This is a genomic window from Pontibacillus sp. ABV4_188, assembly GCF_056311905.1.
The window spans coordinates 1,220,411-1,236,008 of sequence record NZ_CM149975.1 but is presented as its reverse complement, the minus strand read 5'-3'; the positions used below and the strand labels follow the sequence as shown (position 1 = coordinate 1,236,008).

General features: G+C 44.2%; 18 protein-coding genes. 2 read left to right on the top strand and 16 right to left on the bottom strand.

The features are described from left to right. Positions 1-153 precede the first annotated feature (153 nt). Positions 154-690 carry a hypothetical protein gene (locus tag ACYX4O_RS06290; protein ID WP_476355559.1) on the bottom strand — a complete coding sequence of 179 codons (537 nt, stop codon included), beginning with the start codon at positions 688-690 and terminating at the stop codon, positions 154-156. Between the two features lie 369 nt (positions 691-1,059). Here ACYX4O_RS06290 and ACYX4O_RS06285 point away from each other — a divergent pair, with 369 nt between their 5' ends. Both ACYX4O_RS06285 and ACYX4O_RS06280 read left to right on the top strand, forming a co-directional pair. Next, complete coding sequence (locus ACYX4O_RS06285; RefSeq protein ID WP_476355557.1) at positions 1,060-1,299, top strand: hypothetical protein; 240 nt, start codon at positions 1,060-1,062, stop codon at positions 1,297-1,299. Between the two features lie 48 nt (positions 1,300-1,347). Beyond that, the gene (locus ACYX4O_RS06280; protein WP_476355556.1) at positions 1,348-2,775 is read left to right on the top strand and encodes a hypothetical protein; all 1,428 of its coding nucleotides are present in this window, start codon (positions 1,348-1,350) and stop codon (positions 2,773-2,775) included. A gap of 118 nt (positions 2,776-2,893) precedes the next feature. Here ACYX4O_RS06280 and ACYX4O_RS06275 read toward each other — a convergent pair whose 3' ends face one another. From ACYX4O_RS06275 to ACYX4O_RS06205, 15 genes are all read right to left on the bottom strand, one after another. Beyond that, on the bottom strand, positions 2,894-4,147 hold the full coding sequence (locus ACYX4O_RS06275; protein WP_476355555.1) for a metal-dependent hydrolase family protein: 1,254 nt from the start codon (positions 4,145-4,147) through the stop codon (positions 2,894-2,896). 15 nt (positions 4,148-4,162) lie between these two features. Beyond that, positions 4,163-5,359 carry a hypothetical protein gene (locus ACYX4O_RS06270; RefSeq protein WP_476355553.1) on the bottom strand — a complete coding sequence of 399 codons (1,197 nt, stop codon included), beginning with the start codon at positions 5,357-5,359 and terminating at the stop codon, positions 4,163-4,165. 328 nt (positions 5,360-5,687) lie between these two features. Continuing rightward, complete coding sequence (locus ACYX4O_RS06265; protein ID WP_476355551.1) at positions 5,688-6,746, bottom strand: phosphotransferase enzyme family protein; 1,059 nt, start codon at positions 6,744-6,746, stop codon at positions 5,688-5,690. A 127-nt stretch (positions 6,747-6,873) separates the two neighbouring features. Continuing rightward, positions 6,874-7,410, bottom strand: a complete 537-nt coding sequence (locus tag ACYX4O_RS06260) for a hypothetical protein (protein WP_476355549.1) — start codon at positions 7,408-7,410, stop codon at positions 6,874-6,876. 11 nt (positions 7,411-7,421) lie between these two features. Beyond that, positions 7,422-7,901, bottom strand: coding sequence for a hypothetical protein (locus ACYX4O_RS06255; RefSeq protein ID WP_476355547.1), 480 nt, complete (start codon positions 7,899-7,901; stop codon positions 7,422-7,424). Between the two features lie 86 nt (positions 7,902-7,987). After that, complete coding sequence (locus ACYX4O_RS06250; protein ID WP_476355546.1) at positions 7,988-8,182, bottom strand: hypothetical protein; 195 nt, start codon at positions 8,180-8,182, stop codon at positions 7,988-7,990. 458 nt (positions 8,183-8,640) lie between these two features. Further along, a complete protein-coding gene (locus tag ACYX4O_RS06245) occupies positions 8,641-9,156 on the bottom strand; it encodes a hypothetical protein (RefSeq protein ID WP_476355544.1) in 516 nt (171 codons plus the stop codon). After that, positions 9,138-9,371, bottom strand: coding sequence for a hypothetical protein (locus ACYX4O_RS06240; RefSeq protein WP_476355542.1), 234 nt, complete (start codon positions 9,369-9,371; stop codon positions 9,138-9,140). The genes ACYX4O_RS06245 and ACYX4O_RS06240 overlap by 19 nt, the downstream gene beginning before the upstream one ends. A gap of 42 nt (positions 9,372-9,413) precedes the next feature. Beyond that, positions 9,414-10,790, bottom strand: coding sequence for a HAMP domain-containing sensor histidine kinase (locus ACYX4O_RS06235; RefSeq protein WP_476355540.1), 1,377 nt, complete (start codon positions 10,788-10,790; stop codon positions 9,414-9,416). A gap of 43 nt (positions 10,791-10,833) precedes the next feature. Then, positions 10,834-11,523: a response regulator transcription factor gene (locus tag ACYX4O_RS06230; protein ID WP_476355538.1), complete on the bottom strand. Its 690-nt coding sequence runs from the start codon at positions 11,521-11,523 to the stop codon at positions 10,834-10,836. Positions 11,524-11,644: 121 nt separating this feature from the next. Then, positions 11,645-12,400: a hypothetical protein gene (locus ACYX4O_RS06225; protein WP_476355536.1), complete on the bottom strand. Its 756-nt coding sequence runs from the start codon at positions 12,398-12,400 to the stop codon at positions 11,645-11,647. 114 nt (positions 12,401-12,514) lie between these two features. Next, positions 12,515-12,970 (bottom strand): hypothetical protein, encoded by a 456-nt coding sequence (locus tag ACYX4O_RS06220; protein ID WP_476355534.1) that lies wholly within the window; start codon positions 12,968-12,970, stop codon positions 12,515-12,517. Further along, entirely contained in the window at positions 12,970-13,167 is a 198-nt protein-coding gene (locus ACYX4O_RS06215; RefSeq protein WP_476355532.1) for a helix-turn-helix transcriptional regulator, read from the bottom strand. Before ACYX4O_RS06215 ends, ACYX4O_RS06220 begins: the two co-directional genes overlap by 1 nt. Positions 13,168-13,511: 344 nt before the next feature. Beyond that, a complete protein-coding gene (locus ACYX4O_RS06210) occupies positions 13,512-14,402 on the bottom strand; it encodes a BMQ_0737 family morphogenetic spore coat protein (protein ID WP_476355530.1) in 891 nt (296 codons plus the stop codon). A gap of 35 nt (positions 14,403-14,437) precedes the next feature. Beyond that, positions 14,438-15,514 (bottom strand): choice-of-anchor L domain-containing protein, encoded by a 1,077-nt coding sequence (locus ACYX4O_RS06205; protein WP_476355529.1) that lies wholly within the window; start codon positions 15,512-15,514, stop codon positions 14,438-14,440. Positions 15,515-15,598 lie beyond the last annotated feature (84 nt).

Genomic DNA, 15,598 nt, shown 5'->3' with positions numbered 1-15,598 from the left:
AAACTTTCTGACTACTCACCGCAACACAAACGCCCTATTTCCCTGCACAGTACTAAAGGGTGCCTGGCACCCTGATTCTCTGCACAGCACTAAAGCAGATTTGGCTCCAAAGTAAAAACCCCCGTTATGACGAGTGTCATAACGGGGGTTTTTTTACATATTAGCACGATTGTTATGATCATCTGTCTTCCCAAACAGGAAGAAGATGAGCACGAGTGCGAAGACGTACATATATACATTCCAGTCGTCATCCGCGAATTCAAATGCATCTACAAACAATTCAAACGCAAATGCTAGAGCTAAGATGATTATACTGTATGCTAAACCAATCCATCTTGCAAAATATAAAACTAACAGTACACCGATGATGAGAGCCGTAAAGGCACTCCAAGGTTCTTCAATCTTTATAAGCGTTCCACCAAGTGCCTGATCTGTATAATAAGTAACAATAATGAGCACAATCGGTAACAATCTCATCCCATAGTAACCCACAGATTTACCAGCATCACTTTCTGATCCTTTTCGTCCTGCCCATGCAAAAAGGATGGCGGCAAGCGGATATCCAATACATTCATAGATAGAAAGTTTAATCGTCCCGTCAAGCGCTGCGGACACAAACAATATTCCGATCACGCCCATAAATACGTTTACAAATTTGGTGAACCAATTTCCCTCAATTGGTAATGCCATAAGCATGTTCCTCCTCAATATAGAACCAGCCTTCCTTTGAAATCCATCAGACTCCCATGTATGAGGGTCTCATCCTTTCATTAGAGAGCTGGCCAACCGATACAACCTTATCTTTTATTGTCTGATTGAAATATGTATAACCATCTCAACAGAACGTTTCTTTTAAACAAGGTACATACAAATTATAAAGAGGAAGATCTTGTATGACAAGATCCATTTTCCACCGGTAAATAGTCAGACAATAGAACATTGAAATCTACTTCATAATTTGAGAACATTGGGCTTATGTTATTCCATATTTTAGATATAATAAAATAATTTTCCGCAATTAATGAACCACGCTTCACTAATACGACCAGGAGTGAGTCCATGTCTCTTATTAAACTACCGATGTTTCGCGCAATCGTCTATTGTATCGTTATTTTATCTCTATTAATGACTAATACATTAGATTATCTTAACTTTTTCTTCATCTCTGCAACATACAGCCTCATTCAACACCTGACACAAAAACATAACATGGATTGTCACACCAACAATAAGATGCTTGATTACGGATGGTTGCCTCTACCTATTGTCACCGCTCTATTTGTAGTTTTATTCTACTAAACTAAAACGCTTCGATCCCTTTGATTGGATCGAAGCGTTCTTGTATGAATGATAGATTTAGGATCTAGTGTCAGAACGCCGATTACTGTCTTAAACTTTAAAACCATAGTGGCTGGAAACCTGGGGAAAGTGACTGGACCACTGGCTAGAGTGTCGAGACAACGCGCTAATGCGGCTAGACCACTGGCTAAAGTGTCGAGACACCGCGCTAATGCGGCTGGAACACTGGCTAGAGTGTCGGGACACCGCGCTAATGCGGCTGGAACACTGGCTAAAGTGACGAGACACCGCGCTAATGCGGCTGGAACACTGGCTAAAGTGACGGGACACCGCGCTAATGCGGCCGGAACACTGGCTAGAGTGTCGAGACACCACACTAATGCGGCTGGACCACTGACTAGAGTGTCGAGACACCACACTAATGCGGCTGGACCACTGGCTAAAGTGTCGGGACACCGCGCTAATGCTGCCGGAACACTGACTAGAGTGTCGAGACACCGTACTAATGCGGCTGGACCACTGGCTAAAGTGACGAGACACCGCGCTAATGCGGCCGGAACACTGGCTAGAGTGTCGAGACACCGCGCTAATGCGGCCGGAACACTGGCTAGAGTGACGGGACACCGCGCTAATGCGGCCGGAACACTGGCTAGAGTGTCGAGACACCACACTAATGCGGCTGGACCACTGGCTAAAGTGTCGGGACACCGCACTAATGCGGCTGGACCACTGGCTAAAGTGTCGAGACACCACGCTAATGCGGCCGGAACACTGGCTAGGGTGTCGGGACACCGCGCTAATGCGGCTGGAACACTGGCTAAAGTGTCGGGACACCGCGCTAATGCGGCTGGAACACTGGCTAGAGTGTCGAGACACCACACTAATGCGGCTGGAACACTGGCTAGAGTGTCGGGACATCGCGCTAATGCGGCTGGACCACTGGCTAAAGTGTCGAGACACCACGCTAATGCGGCTGGAACACTGGCTAGAGTGTCGGGACACCGCGCTAATGCGGCTGGAACACTGGCTAGAGTGTCGGGACACCGCGCTAATGCGGCCGGACCACTTCCCAGAGTGACGAGACACCGCGCTAATGCGGCTGGAACACTGGCTAAAGTGACGGGACACCGCGCTAATGCGGCTGGAACACTGGCTAAAGTGACGGGACACCGCGCTAATGCGGCCGGAACACTGGCTAGAGTGTCGAGACACCGCGCTAATGCGGCCGGAACACTGGCTAGAGTGACGGGACACCGCGCTAATGCGGCTGGACCACTGACTAGAGTGTCGAGACACCACACTAATGCGGCTGGACCACTGGCTAAAGTGTCGGGACACCGCGCTAATGCGGCTGGAACACTGGCTAGAGTGTCGGGACACCGCGCTAATGCGGCTGGACCACTGACTAGAGTGTCGAGACACTGCGCTAATGTGGCCGGACTCCGCCCCAGAGCGTCTAGACGCCCAACGAACTAACCCTTCACTTCACCAAAAAAGATCACACCCTAAATGGATATGATCGAGAATGAGTTGCCTAACATCATAAAAACCCCAGATAAGGGGATCAGCCTCATCTGGGGGTCAACTTTCCATTTTACACGCTCACAGGCTCCTTCAATCGATCCTTCTCCACTTTCCCGTCTTTCATCACAAACCGAATGTTCTCTTGGTTCTCAAGGGTTCGAACATTCTTCAAAGGATTTGTCTTTGTCACGATTAAATCAGCTAGCTTGCCTTCTTCTAATGTACCAAGCTCATCGCCCCAGCCCATGCACTCAGCTGCGACTTTCGTTGTTGCTTTAATTGTGTCTTCAGGGGACATGCCTGCATCGACCATGAGCCCAAGTTCGCGAAGGTTCGTTCCGTGACGCATCACGCCAGCGTCCGTCCCCATTGCGATCTTCACGCCGGCCTGATACGCTTTTGCGATACTTTCTTTATGCTGCTCGTACACATCTTTAGCCTTTTGTGCTGCATATTCTGGAATCTTGTCAGAGCGCTCACTCGCTTCAATGACAGATAACGGAGCAAGTAATGTTGGCACAAGATACGTTCCGTTCTCTAGCATCAGATGAATCGCTTCATCATCTAAAAAGATCCCGTGCTCAATCGAGTGGATCCCTGCCCGAACAGCGTTCTTAATTCCTTCTGCCCCTTGAGCGTGGGCCATCACTTTTGTACCCCGGCGGTATTCACCTTCTTGTACCATAACGCGGAGCTCTTCTTCCGTGTACTGGGTGAATTCAGGATGGTCCGTTGGGCTGAAGACGCCGCCTGTCGCGTGTACTTTTAGCACATCTGCCCCAGCACGCAAGATCTCACGAGATTTCTTCCGGACTTCTTCTACCCCATCACAGCGACCATCTGGCATACCTGGATAGCTGCGCTGTGAATTATCAATTCCTGACAGCATCCATTTGTCCCCGTGACCTCCAGTAATCGTCATCGGCACAATGCTTAGCTGCATGCGAGGACCCTGCGCGAGACCTTTTTGCACGGCATCTTTCACACCTGCATCTGTGAAGCCGCAGTCCCGTACGGTTGTAATACCAGCATCGAGCGTTTTCTTCATATTGTGAACCGTTTTATAAAATTTAAGCGAAAACGGTTCCTCGACCGTATCATTACCGTCCTCTAGCTCGAACATTAAATGTACGTGGGTATCAATGAGTCCCGGAAGAACATAACCACCCTCCGCATCCACGACATTACCATCACTTGGTTCTGGTAGTTCACTAGGCTGACCTAGCGCTTCAATGCGATTATCACGGATGAGAATGTCTTTCTTCACAGGTTCTCCGCCTGTTCCATCTATGACTGTTCCATTTTTGATTAGTGTTAATTTCATTTCTAGCCACTCCTCTTATAATAATTTCACTAACACACTCGCGATGATGATCGAAGCAGATGATACGGATACGAAACCGCCAATCAACATCGGAGATAAGATATCATCAAAAATTGCATCTTGTTCTTCTTTTGTTTCACCAACACTACGGCTAACCTCTTGAGCTAAAAGGTAATCCGCCGGAAATCCGTAAAGGGCAGTCAGCGCAACAGAAATCCCTTTATACGGATGCCATTTTAAAAATTTCGATGCAATAAAGCCACCAACAACAAGCCCCGCCGTACCGATTGCAATAACAGAGAAAATCACCGGTAGCACTTCCCAAATTTGAGCTGGCGTCACATCAGCCAGTGAAGCAAGAACAATCAAGAGTAAACTGACCATCGCAAGGCCAAATGCGTTCGCGCGCTCAAGCGCTTTAGGAGGGAAAATGCCAAAGTATGAACCGGCAATACCAATGATTAAGCCATAAATACTTTGGTGAATCCCAGTTACTTCTCCAAGTCCATAAGCGATCGTACCAGCGATTAAGATCATAAATAACAAGATAAACGGACTGTCTAAATAGTGCTGCGGGAACAAATAACGTTTAGAAGATTCCTGATCCGTTGCTTCCGCTTCCTCATCTTCATAGCTCGCATCCACTACGACAGATGCCGCCATATGACGCTCCGCTGCGCCTGACTCTTTAAAGTAATACGCGTATTTTCTGAGTAAGTAAGACGTCACAGGCATCCCCATAATCTTTTGTAAAATATACACACAGATCGCGATCGTCACTAGATTCTCAAAGCCCATCTCCTTAAGCGCATCTGAGGTTACAAGATAAGCAATTAAGCCACCAGTCAGAGGCCCTGCACCTGCTACGGCTGATTCAAAATCAAAGAAGATCGGGATCACAAACAAGATTAATAGAACTGAGAATACAAGGCCTGTCAACGAAATGATGACCGCTTTATATTGTTGCTTTAACCCTTCAAGCGGCACTGTCGTCCCAAGGTGCACAAGCAAGATCGGGATCATCACCGTACCGATTGCGGTTAATGTTGAGGACTCAATAATATTCGATGGAACTACTCCGGATTGAACTAATATATAGAAGAGAACCGATGCCACCAACAAACTCGGAAGCTTCGCTCGAGTCTTGAACGACACCATCTCCCCAACGGCTAAAACGCCAACCATGATTAAACTTGCTACTACTGCGTTCATTTGTTCCACCTACTTTCAATTTGTATGTATAACAACGTATTCGGAATCCTTCCCACTCAGGGTTCCGTTAAATGAATATGATGATGAGTATAAGGGCTTCACAGTTTTGTGACAATACATAATTTTCAGAAAAGAAAGAGAAAAAATAGATTTGTAGGGATCGGCAGGGTTGGGGGATGGCTGGATTACGCGCGAGCACGGCCGGATTCCTCCGGCGCACGACTTAATATAGCTCAATTACTACCCAACTCTAAACCAGCCCCACCGACCCACACGCCTCACCACCTAAAAAAGAGATGACCCCACTACGGCATCACCTCTAAAGCTCTTATCTATTCAATTTAGCAACCGCTTGTTCTGCTCGCTTATAAATAGTCTTATAATCCAAGTCCACAATCGGCTCATCGTGAACGATTCGCTTACGAATACCGTTCACTAGTTCTTGCTCTTTCTCACTTCTATTCTCAGGTTCCCATTTCTTTTGAAAAACGGTATAAAGTTCAACATCACGAAGCTTCAGGAAATACGGAATTCTCTTGATCCACTCCAGATCCAGATGGTTTTCCTGAAGGTATCCTACTAAGAAATGATACAGCACCTTTTCCCCGTATGCTGAGCGCACCGAAAGAGAATCGTCGCGATGTTTCCACCACACTGGATAGTAAACAGGAATAGCTACATCACTCACATAAAAGTGATACGTACTATCATCAAAATCAAAGATATGGATATCATCTTCATCATAAAAGAAGTTGCCTGGATGAATATCAGAATGAATCAGGCCGAAGCTCTCTTCCGTTTCGGGCAGGCGTTTTAGTTCGCGGACAACTTTCTCTCCTTCAAGGATAATCGCCTCATCTTTTTCTTCATCTAAATACTTCGAGAAGTTCAGAAGGTCTTCCTCTTCCCATCTGTCTCGCTTATGTTCTCCAGCTTGATAGCCCCTCGTCACCTGGTGCATATGCCCCACGGCTTTCCCCCAACTCTCAAACAATTCAGGTCCAAATCGCTCATCGTCCATTTTTACTAATGAACCCGGGGCCTTATCGAAGAGACAGACATAGAAAGAAGAACCTTCCACCGGAATCTCCTCCACAAGGTCTCCATTAACTGATCTATGAGCTATTGAAACATTAGCTTCGTTACTATGTAAAAAGTTCACCCACTCCAACTCTGCCTGAATGTCCCCCCATTTACGATGAGAGCTGTGCGTTAAGCGTAAGATATAAGGCTGTCCCTCTTTATGTACCTCATAGACATAATTCTCGAAATCTCCCCGCTTCTCGGCTTTAGCACTCGACGTCTTAAAACGATTCGCAGCCTCTTCTAACAGAGAGTCACTAAATAATGCGTCAATCCATTGTTCCAATACGATCACCTTTTCCACAAGTTTCTTAACTCTTACAATTCGATTCCTTTTATTCAATGTTTAATAAATGACTGGTTTCATAAGAAAGCAAACTAGCCACATAGGATTTTTTGTTTACATCTTCTTTAACATTCTTAAATAGATCTTAACCCGACTGCTCCTCAATTACATGAAACAGCTGAGAATAAACCCCTTCCACATCGTCTCGCTTATACTCATCATCCGCTATCGTGTAAGAGAACTCCCAACTTTTATAACCCTGTTCTTTCCCAACATAGTAGAGTCCAGAAATATATTGTCCCGTATCATCTACTCTCGCTGCCTGTTCTTCATAGGAAACCGAATTTTCCATATCCTGAAACGGAATTGCTCGCGCCTTTGACTTTACAAAAAAGAAAGGTACATCCTTCTCCTTATACATGTCGACATACTTCTGTTCCGCAGCTTTTGCCAAATAACCCTCTGTTATTAAAACCGCATTGTATTCATTAGGATGGAGCTCAGCGATCTTATCTAATGATAAGGTGGCAAAGGTAACCTGCTCTTCTCTTACCTCTGGCACCTCACCCACAACAGCCAGGCGTAACGACTCGCCCTCATACGGTTTCACATAGACCTCATTACTTTGGCAAGCTACTAGAAACAACAGCGTAACTACTATAAGAACCTGATAGATTTTCACTCGATCCCTCCTCACTTAAAAGACTCTGCCATCTTCACTAACTGCCTTTTGCTAACTTCTCTTGGCGTCAACTTAGGATAAAAAGTGATCTTATAGAATACCTCACCATCCTGCCACATTATCATTCTTCTCCCGGAAAGATTCGGAATAAACTTTCCTTGTAACTCATCTCCTATAACAATACGTTCTCCTTTTCCCTCTAAAGAATCAGGTCTTATTTCACTTATTTCGATGTCCAACCTCTCTTTATCAACGTTTATTAACGAAATGACAACTTGTTGTTTCTCGTTAGCTTCAACAGCCATGACCTTCATTTCTTTAAAAGGCACCTTCGTTGGAGTCTTCACCCCAAATGAGAACTTGTCCATCTGTTCAGCGTTCAAATCTATGTGTACGTCATACACCTTCCCCCTGAACACAAACCAGCCGACAGCAAATGCTACAATGACACTTAACATCGTTGCCAAGATGACGATTTTCTTTTTAGTCATATTCATCAATCCTTTATACTTCTATACTTTCACCTCATAAAAAAGCAAAACGCTTTTCAAAAGGTCAGTATCCCTCATATAAACCTTTATGTATTTTTCCTATCAGACACCATCTTCCTTTTTACAACTACCACAACATTAAGCCCACCTAAGACGATGCCCCCTGTAAGGAAAAAATAAAATAACGCCTTTTCTTCTCCCCAGTACCGATACGCGTTCAGAAAAGAAAGAATCGTCATGAAAAGCCCAACATAAATAGTAGTTTTAGACACACGCTCCAACCCCTCACCTCCTTTCACTATTAGTACGTTCGAACAGTTGTGTACGTTCCATCCCTATTCCAACCGATCCAAAGTAGAAGACGCAACATCCAGGTTAAATATCAGAGAAAAGTCTCTATTATTGAAACTAAAAGAAAGTAAGAACGTAACCCATAAAGGATAAACTAAAAAATTACAAAAGGGGGATGACATGTATGGAAGATAAACAATGCATGAAATGTGGGGGGACTGATTTTTCAGAGGGGACTGATTATATGCCCATCAGAAAGAGCAAATCGTCGTTCAAAAGCTCGAATAAAATATATACATTTTGTATGAAATGCGGAGAAGTTGAGTCCATACGTATTGAGAACCCATCGATCTTCAAGCAGTAAGTGTTGACACATTTTACACTCTTGAAACAACTTGGGGTGATGAGAAGACAAACAGTAACCAACCACCTCTCATCACCCAATCCCTTAATCCTTTTCTTTCCCCGTCCTTACAGCCGCTTCACTAACCTCAAGCGTCATCCTCATCCGACTTAACCACTTCTCACTTTCCGTCATACCCCCAAGAACCCCATTCGTATCTTCATGGTATTCAAGTCCTTCTACGAGGCGATGCTCGATAGGAAAATGTGCAAATCGGTGAACAATCATAGGCCACTCCCCATCGGTCATGTCAGCACGGGAGTGTTCATTTATGTAGAGAGCACTTTTTTTAGAAAACATACATGAACCTGCTGTGACATCGATTTCTTCTCCTATTTCTAGGGAAAAGATTTTGTTCGCAATTCGTTCTGTTGCCTTCCACTCTTCTGGATGGGTCTCAAATGCTCGTTCTGTTCTTCCTAAAATGAGATAATCCGTCTGATACGTTCCCTCTAACAAAGAAGCAAGCTCGTATGGGTGATGCTCAAGCCACGTTAACAAACGGTCGAGATCACAATAATGAAACAGTTCACTATCTCCTGTTAATCCAAAACGAACCACCTCTCGCCGCGCATGAGCTGCCCCTTTTTAGGAATCACGTTTACCCGGAATGTACTAGCCTTTAGATCTTCAATGAATGCAGGCTCTGTTTCCTCACTGACGGTTATAAACAACTCTGAGTATAGAGCCTCTAATCTTGATTTCCACTTCTTCCATAGCTGATGATGGTCTCCACTTGGATCATGGGTTACCGTTACTAGTGCTATATTGGTCATACGACAGCCTCCTCTTTCATCAGTAGAAAAGGACAGCTTCTGTCATCCTCTACCGCCCTTTTCACTCTTCTCTAACGTAATCTCAAACGTAGTACCTTCAGAGGAACTTTCTAAAAGATCAAGATCCCCTCCTTGAGACTGGGCGAGCATCTTACTAAACGAAAGTCCAATTCCTAGACCACGATGACGATTTTTCTTCTTCTCCCCTCTATAAAACCGTTCAAAAATAAAGGCTTGCTCTTCGTACGATATTCCGCTTCCGGTATCCCGAATCCTCACAGCCACAAGCTCTTTATCTTCTCGCACTTCAACCGTTATAACCCCGTCCCCTTCAATCGCTTGCTGGGCGTTATTTAAAAGATTGGTCATCATCTGGTACAGTCGATGCGAATCCACAAGAACCAATAAGTTTTCTTCAGGAACGTTCATAGCCAGCTTCGTCTTATCTTCTTTATGAGTCATTTCCCACTGATGGACAATCTCACCGACAAGACGGGGGAGGTTGTGTGCTTCACACGTAACATTCATGGCTCCTGTCACGAAGGCATTGAAATCGAGTAAGTCCTCCACCATCCCTTTAAGCCGCTGCGCTTCCTGGTAGGAGATATCCACAAATTCTTTCGCATCGTCGCCTTCAACCACGTCTTCTTTAACCGCCTGCAACAACCCGCTGATCGACGTCACTGGCGTCTTAAACTCATGAGTCACACTCGCGAGCAGTTCCGTTCTCAAATTCTCCAGTTGTTCAAGCCTTGAGGTCATTTCCTTAAATGAAGAGACGAGTTCACTTAACTCCTTTTCCCTCTGATCCTTCGGTAAATCAACTGTATACACACCTGCTTCTATCGAGCGCGCTGCTTCAGCCACCTGTTGCACAGGACGAGAAAGTTGCTTCGTTAACATATAGATGACACCCCATCCAAGCACACCTATGCTCAGTAATAGCACAATCAGAAGACCATATTCACGCTGTACGGTAACAAGGTCGTCCTTATCCTGGCCCACAAACACATACCCAGCCGTCTGATCATTTATCGTAATATCGGACTTCACCAGGTACAAGTTCTCACCATTCATCGAGACTTGTTCATACCGTTCATTACTTTCAAGTAGTGCCTCCGGAACATACCCTCGCCCCCGGTTGGGTTTTGGATCAGCGAAAAACAAGACATCTCCCTTCGTATCCACAACCATGACACGTAATGGTGTGGTAAACTCAAACACCTTTTGCCGATTTTCAATAGATTGTCTAATTGCAGGTGCTACATGAATGCGATCACCTTCCTGTGACACCACACGTTCAGCCACTTCATCCCCGATCGCTTTCATAAAATCGAGCCGTTTATCCAATGTGGACTGTCTAATCCAGATCGTCGAGATGACCCCGACTAAGATCAGGCCGATCACTAAGATAATCACATAGCGGAGTGTCCACGTATAAAGGAGAGACCGCTTCTTTTCCTTATTTCGCTTGAACACTGAACTGATACCCCATTCCGCGGATCGTTTGAATTGAACCTTCTTCTTCCGGCCAATTCTTTAAGGCCTGCCGTATTCGTTTAATCGATAGATCAACCGCTCGATCGCTCCCATCAAAATCAAGCCCCCACACCTGATCAAGAAGTTGCTCCCTGGTAAACGTCTGATTCGGATGTTGAGCTAAGAAGAAAAGCACCGACATATCACGTGGGGTCAACGTTAACGGGGCACCGTGTAGCACGATACGATGTGATTTAAAATGGAACGAAAGATGGCCGTATCGCCTCACATCTTCTTCAGTCCAGAGGTTAGGGCTTCGTCTTAAAATAGACCGGACTCTAGCGACGACTTCATTCGCATCAAAAGGCTTCGGGATATAATCATCCGCTCCCTCGTTTAACCCTTTAAGCCTATACTCCACATCTCCAAGAGCTGTCAGCATAATAACTGGGCAAGAACTTTCTGCCCGAACCTCTCCTAACACCGACCACCCATCTCGATCCGGCAGCTTCACATCTAATATCACCACATGAGGCTGATCCTGACGAAATCGCTTCAACGCTTCTTCCCCTGTAAAAGCCACCATTGTGTCATAATTCTCTTTCTTTAAATAGGCCTGTAACACACGAGAAATCGGTATCTCGTCTTCTACAACCAGGATCTTCTCCTTCACGTTTCACACCTCCAAAGCGTGATGTAACTGCTTTTTATTTTACTAGAAATGACAGAATAAATCCTGCCCCCTCATAGAAAAAGAGCAAGGATCCGTTGACCCTTGCTCTCCTCACATTTCCTTATAAATCAGAAGAGCCTTCGTTCTCTTCACTGTCTTCTGGAGCTTCAAAGCCAGGATGACCGAATCCATCCTTACCATGTCCACCACGGTGAGGCTTACGATCAAGTCCAAGCTCGTCCATCTGAGCTTTCGCTTCTTCCTTTGTCATCTCGCCAGCTTTTACTTGGCTTTTAATGTCTTCTAGCTTTTGTTTTGTTTCTTCATCCAATTCAGGGAAGGGCTTGTGCTTTGGAAAATCAATTCCCAGTTCTCCCATTTGAGCCTCGGCTTCTTCCCTCGTTAATTCTCCTGATTCTACTTGTTCTTTAATGCTCTCAAGCTTTTCTTTCGTCTCTTCGTCTAAATTAGCAAAAGGCTTCTCTGGAAGCTCAATTCCAAGTGCTTCGATTTGTTCTTGCGCTTCTTCTTTCGTCAGGTCGCCTGCTTCCACCTGTTCACGAATGTCTTTTAATTGCTCTTTTGTTTCTTCATCTAATCCTTCTAAGTGCATGCCTTTATGAGGATGGCCGCCCCTTTTTATCTTTCCTTTACCTAATTCTTTCAACTGTTCCTGAGCCTCTTCTTTTGTAAGCTCTCCCGATTGAATCTTATCAAACAAATTACCAAGCTTTGTGTCAACATTCTCTTGTACGCTTGAGTCTTCATTTGTCGATGGGACCCCAGCCTCTCCCGTTGATGCGAAAGCCATTGTCGGCACCATTAACGCCGCCGCAACGCCACCAGCTAAAACTTTTCCAGATGCTTTTTTTAACATGTCATTCACCTTCCTGACTCGTTTTTTGTACGGTTTGATTACCTTACACTTTAGATTGTAATCGGGTAATGTGTCAGGAAGATGTCAGAGGACAAACTTTTTCGTAAGGCGTTCTTATAACAATTCCTTGTTCTTCTTATAAGAACGCTTCAGCGAAATAAAGTTAAAGCCAATCATGCAGATACTCAGCGTCACCCCTAAACCGATTGCATCGATCCATGCCATCCGACTTTCTGGCACGCCGATCATGACGAATCCAACCACCGTGTACAAAGTAACAAATGTAGCGGTCCTGACTAATATTGTCTTCAACCCTTTCTTATACGCCGATTCGCTCGAGACTTCCGTATATTCAATGCCCGATAAGATATATCTCCCGTACACATACAGGATAAACAGAGCAATGCCACCCAGTAATACAATATCAGCTGGTAAAGCAGCATAAACTGTAATAAAGATCATCAGGAATGTATAAACACACTGAATGACCGCCGCTTCCCCCAGGAATTGAAGAATCCTCTGCTCTTTGTATTCATCATCTGGTAATAAAAAAGATAACCACGTCTTCATTACAAATCTACCTCCCAAAATAATTCATCGAGCGTCTTATGAAGCTCGATGGCAATGGCGATACAAAGCTTTAACGAAGGGTTATATTCACCTTTCTCAATCAGGCCGATCGTTTGCCGGGTAACACCTACTCTCTTCGCGAGCTGCTGCTGTGTAATTGATAATTTCATTCTCGAGATCTTAACATTATTGTTCATTCGGTCACCCACTTCATGTTACATATATATTCCATATGTAATTTATATATTACACAACAGACATCAGGCAGTCAATGTTTTGTCAAAACTATGGTTTGGAATCTTTGAAATCATGAAGCTCTTACATTTGGAATTTGTATTAAAGACCATTTGCCAGTCAACGGCATTCTACGCATCTTATATCGATACGGTTGTGTCGTCCTGAGAATCAACCGGCCTCAAATCAAATATGTCAGAGGACAAACTTTTTTATTCCTTTCAATTATGTGGTGCTAGATAAAGGCTTTCACAAGTATGGTTCAAAAAGTTCACCTCTCACTAGATGCAAAGAAAAAACCTCAACACTATTTGTATTTGAGGTCATTAAAATTTTTTGAAGGTACAACAGGACATTCTGGTATTGTAATTTCTTTTCTTGGCAAACAATCTTTTGCTTGAATAGAAATGACCGTTTCATATAAGGAGAGTATTTCTTGGCAGATCGTTAATTCAAATTCCAAACACCAACATTGATCTAGCCTTTGTTTTTTGTAGAGTCTACAGGAAAACGTTATAACGGAGCATTGAATAAATGTACCCGGAGGAGCGCATAAGAGAATTTTTTCGACATCGCTAAAACAAATTACACATATACAATCGGAATCTCTGAATTGGATACCTAAATATCCTTTCTTATAAAGAGTAATTTCATAGAACACTGCTTCTCCACCGGATGGCAAAGGTACGATTACTTCCTGGCGTTCCCCAATCTCTTCACATGATAGCGCCTCATGGCCAACTTCATTTCCTTCACAATCAGATAAGAAGCATCTTTCCACAATGGGTTCTACGATTTCAGCCTGGGACTTATAGCTCAAATTCAAACAATACTTCCCCCTCACCCTAGAGATTGATGATTTTCTCTTTATCGCTACGGACATAAGGCTAGTAAAAGTCATGCTCCACTGTACTAAATCTTCGTCCGTTTCAACCAATACACCATTTACTGCAATGTCTAGTTCATCTAATGTCCCTTCCGTCAGACAGATGGTAACCGTTCCTTTAACATTCCCCGAAAAGTTAGATTTCCAAAGCTCTTCAAAATCCAAAGGCGGATTTGAAAAACAACCGCATACTTCATCTGTAACTGAAGGTTGGCAAAACGGGACAGAAACAGCTGTGGTAATCTTCTGAGGGACAGTTATCCAGTCGTAAACCTTATTGGCACGTACACAATGGGAAGTAAATTGAGACATAGACAGGGGCAACTCCTTTCTTTTATATTTAGCCTTTATGCATCATAGTGAAAAACTAGAGAGTAGACTCCGTAACAAACATCCGCGCCCGGACCTGGACATTCGACAGACAAATTTATAATGCCTTTAATCGTTACGTTATACGTATTTCCCGGGTTGATGTTCATGGTCTCCACATTACCATCTTCATCTTCTAATCGAATGGTCAGAAAGTCAGAACAGCCACTCTCATAGTAGATCCCAAATGTTCCATCCACACTGGTAGAAGATTCATAAAGGGATACCGTACTTCCGCACTCTAACGTAAAGCTTTCTAAAGCGTCATCATTTGCGAGTATCGTCTCATCTTTCCCGCAGCAAAAATTTTTCGGTTTTGTTAAATTCGAACTTGCTTGATTCGTCTCCTCACATCCGGTTATTCGGAGGTTATCAATGAAAGCGGCACTATTATAGAAACGATCAAACACATCTGCCACTCTAATTTGCAGCGTAATGATCTCACACCCTAAGCAAGACAAATCATACTCTGAAGTATAAACTTCTGTCGTCATAGCGTTATACGTCACGTCATTTGGAGTAGGATAAGGAGGTAAGGGCGCCATAGAGTTTCCCCCAGGCGCATTTGAAAAAGGTGCAGCATTGTCCACGGTAACTGGGGATCCATCAGGTAATAAGGCTATGTTTTCTGTTGTTTGCGACGTAATAATATCTGCGCGAAAGTAATCGGCTACCTGACCTACGAATTGTGGATTTTCTTCTGTGCCGAACTTCCAGTCAAACGTTAATTTCCCCGGATTTTTGGGGAGGAGAAATTCCAAACGAACTGTAACCACATCAAATGAGGTTACTCCATCAGGAGAGGCTAGAGGATCTGTACCAGGTAGGACTGGGCCGCTTGTATTATTAGATACAAACGTAGGCGCTACTCCTGGAGTGAGAGATGCATCTCCACTGCTTAATACAACATATTCCGTTCCAGCTGTAGGGAAATCTTGCAACGGTGTAGAAAATACAGCGCTTTGAACGGAAGGGCCAGTCATCTCAGCGTCAACTAAACACATCCTGGTTAATGGGGTTACCAATGCATCTACCACTTCATCTATTGTAGCCATGATCTCTTTCCTTTCTTTTGATAATTTTTACAATCTTTCTCCAAATGACAGTGATTCTGTCATATGTAATAAAGAACAGGATCC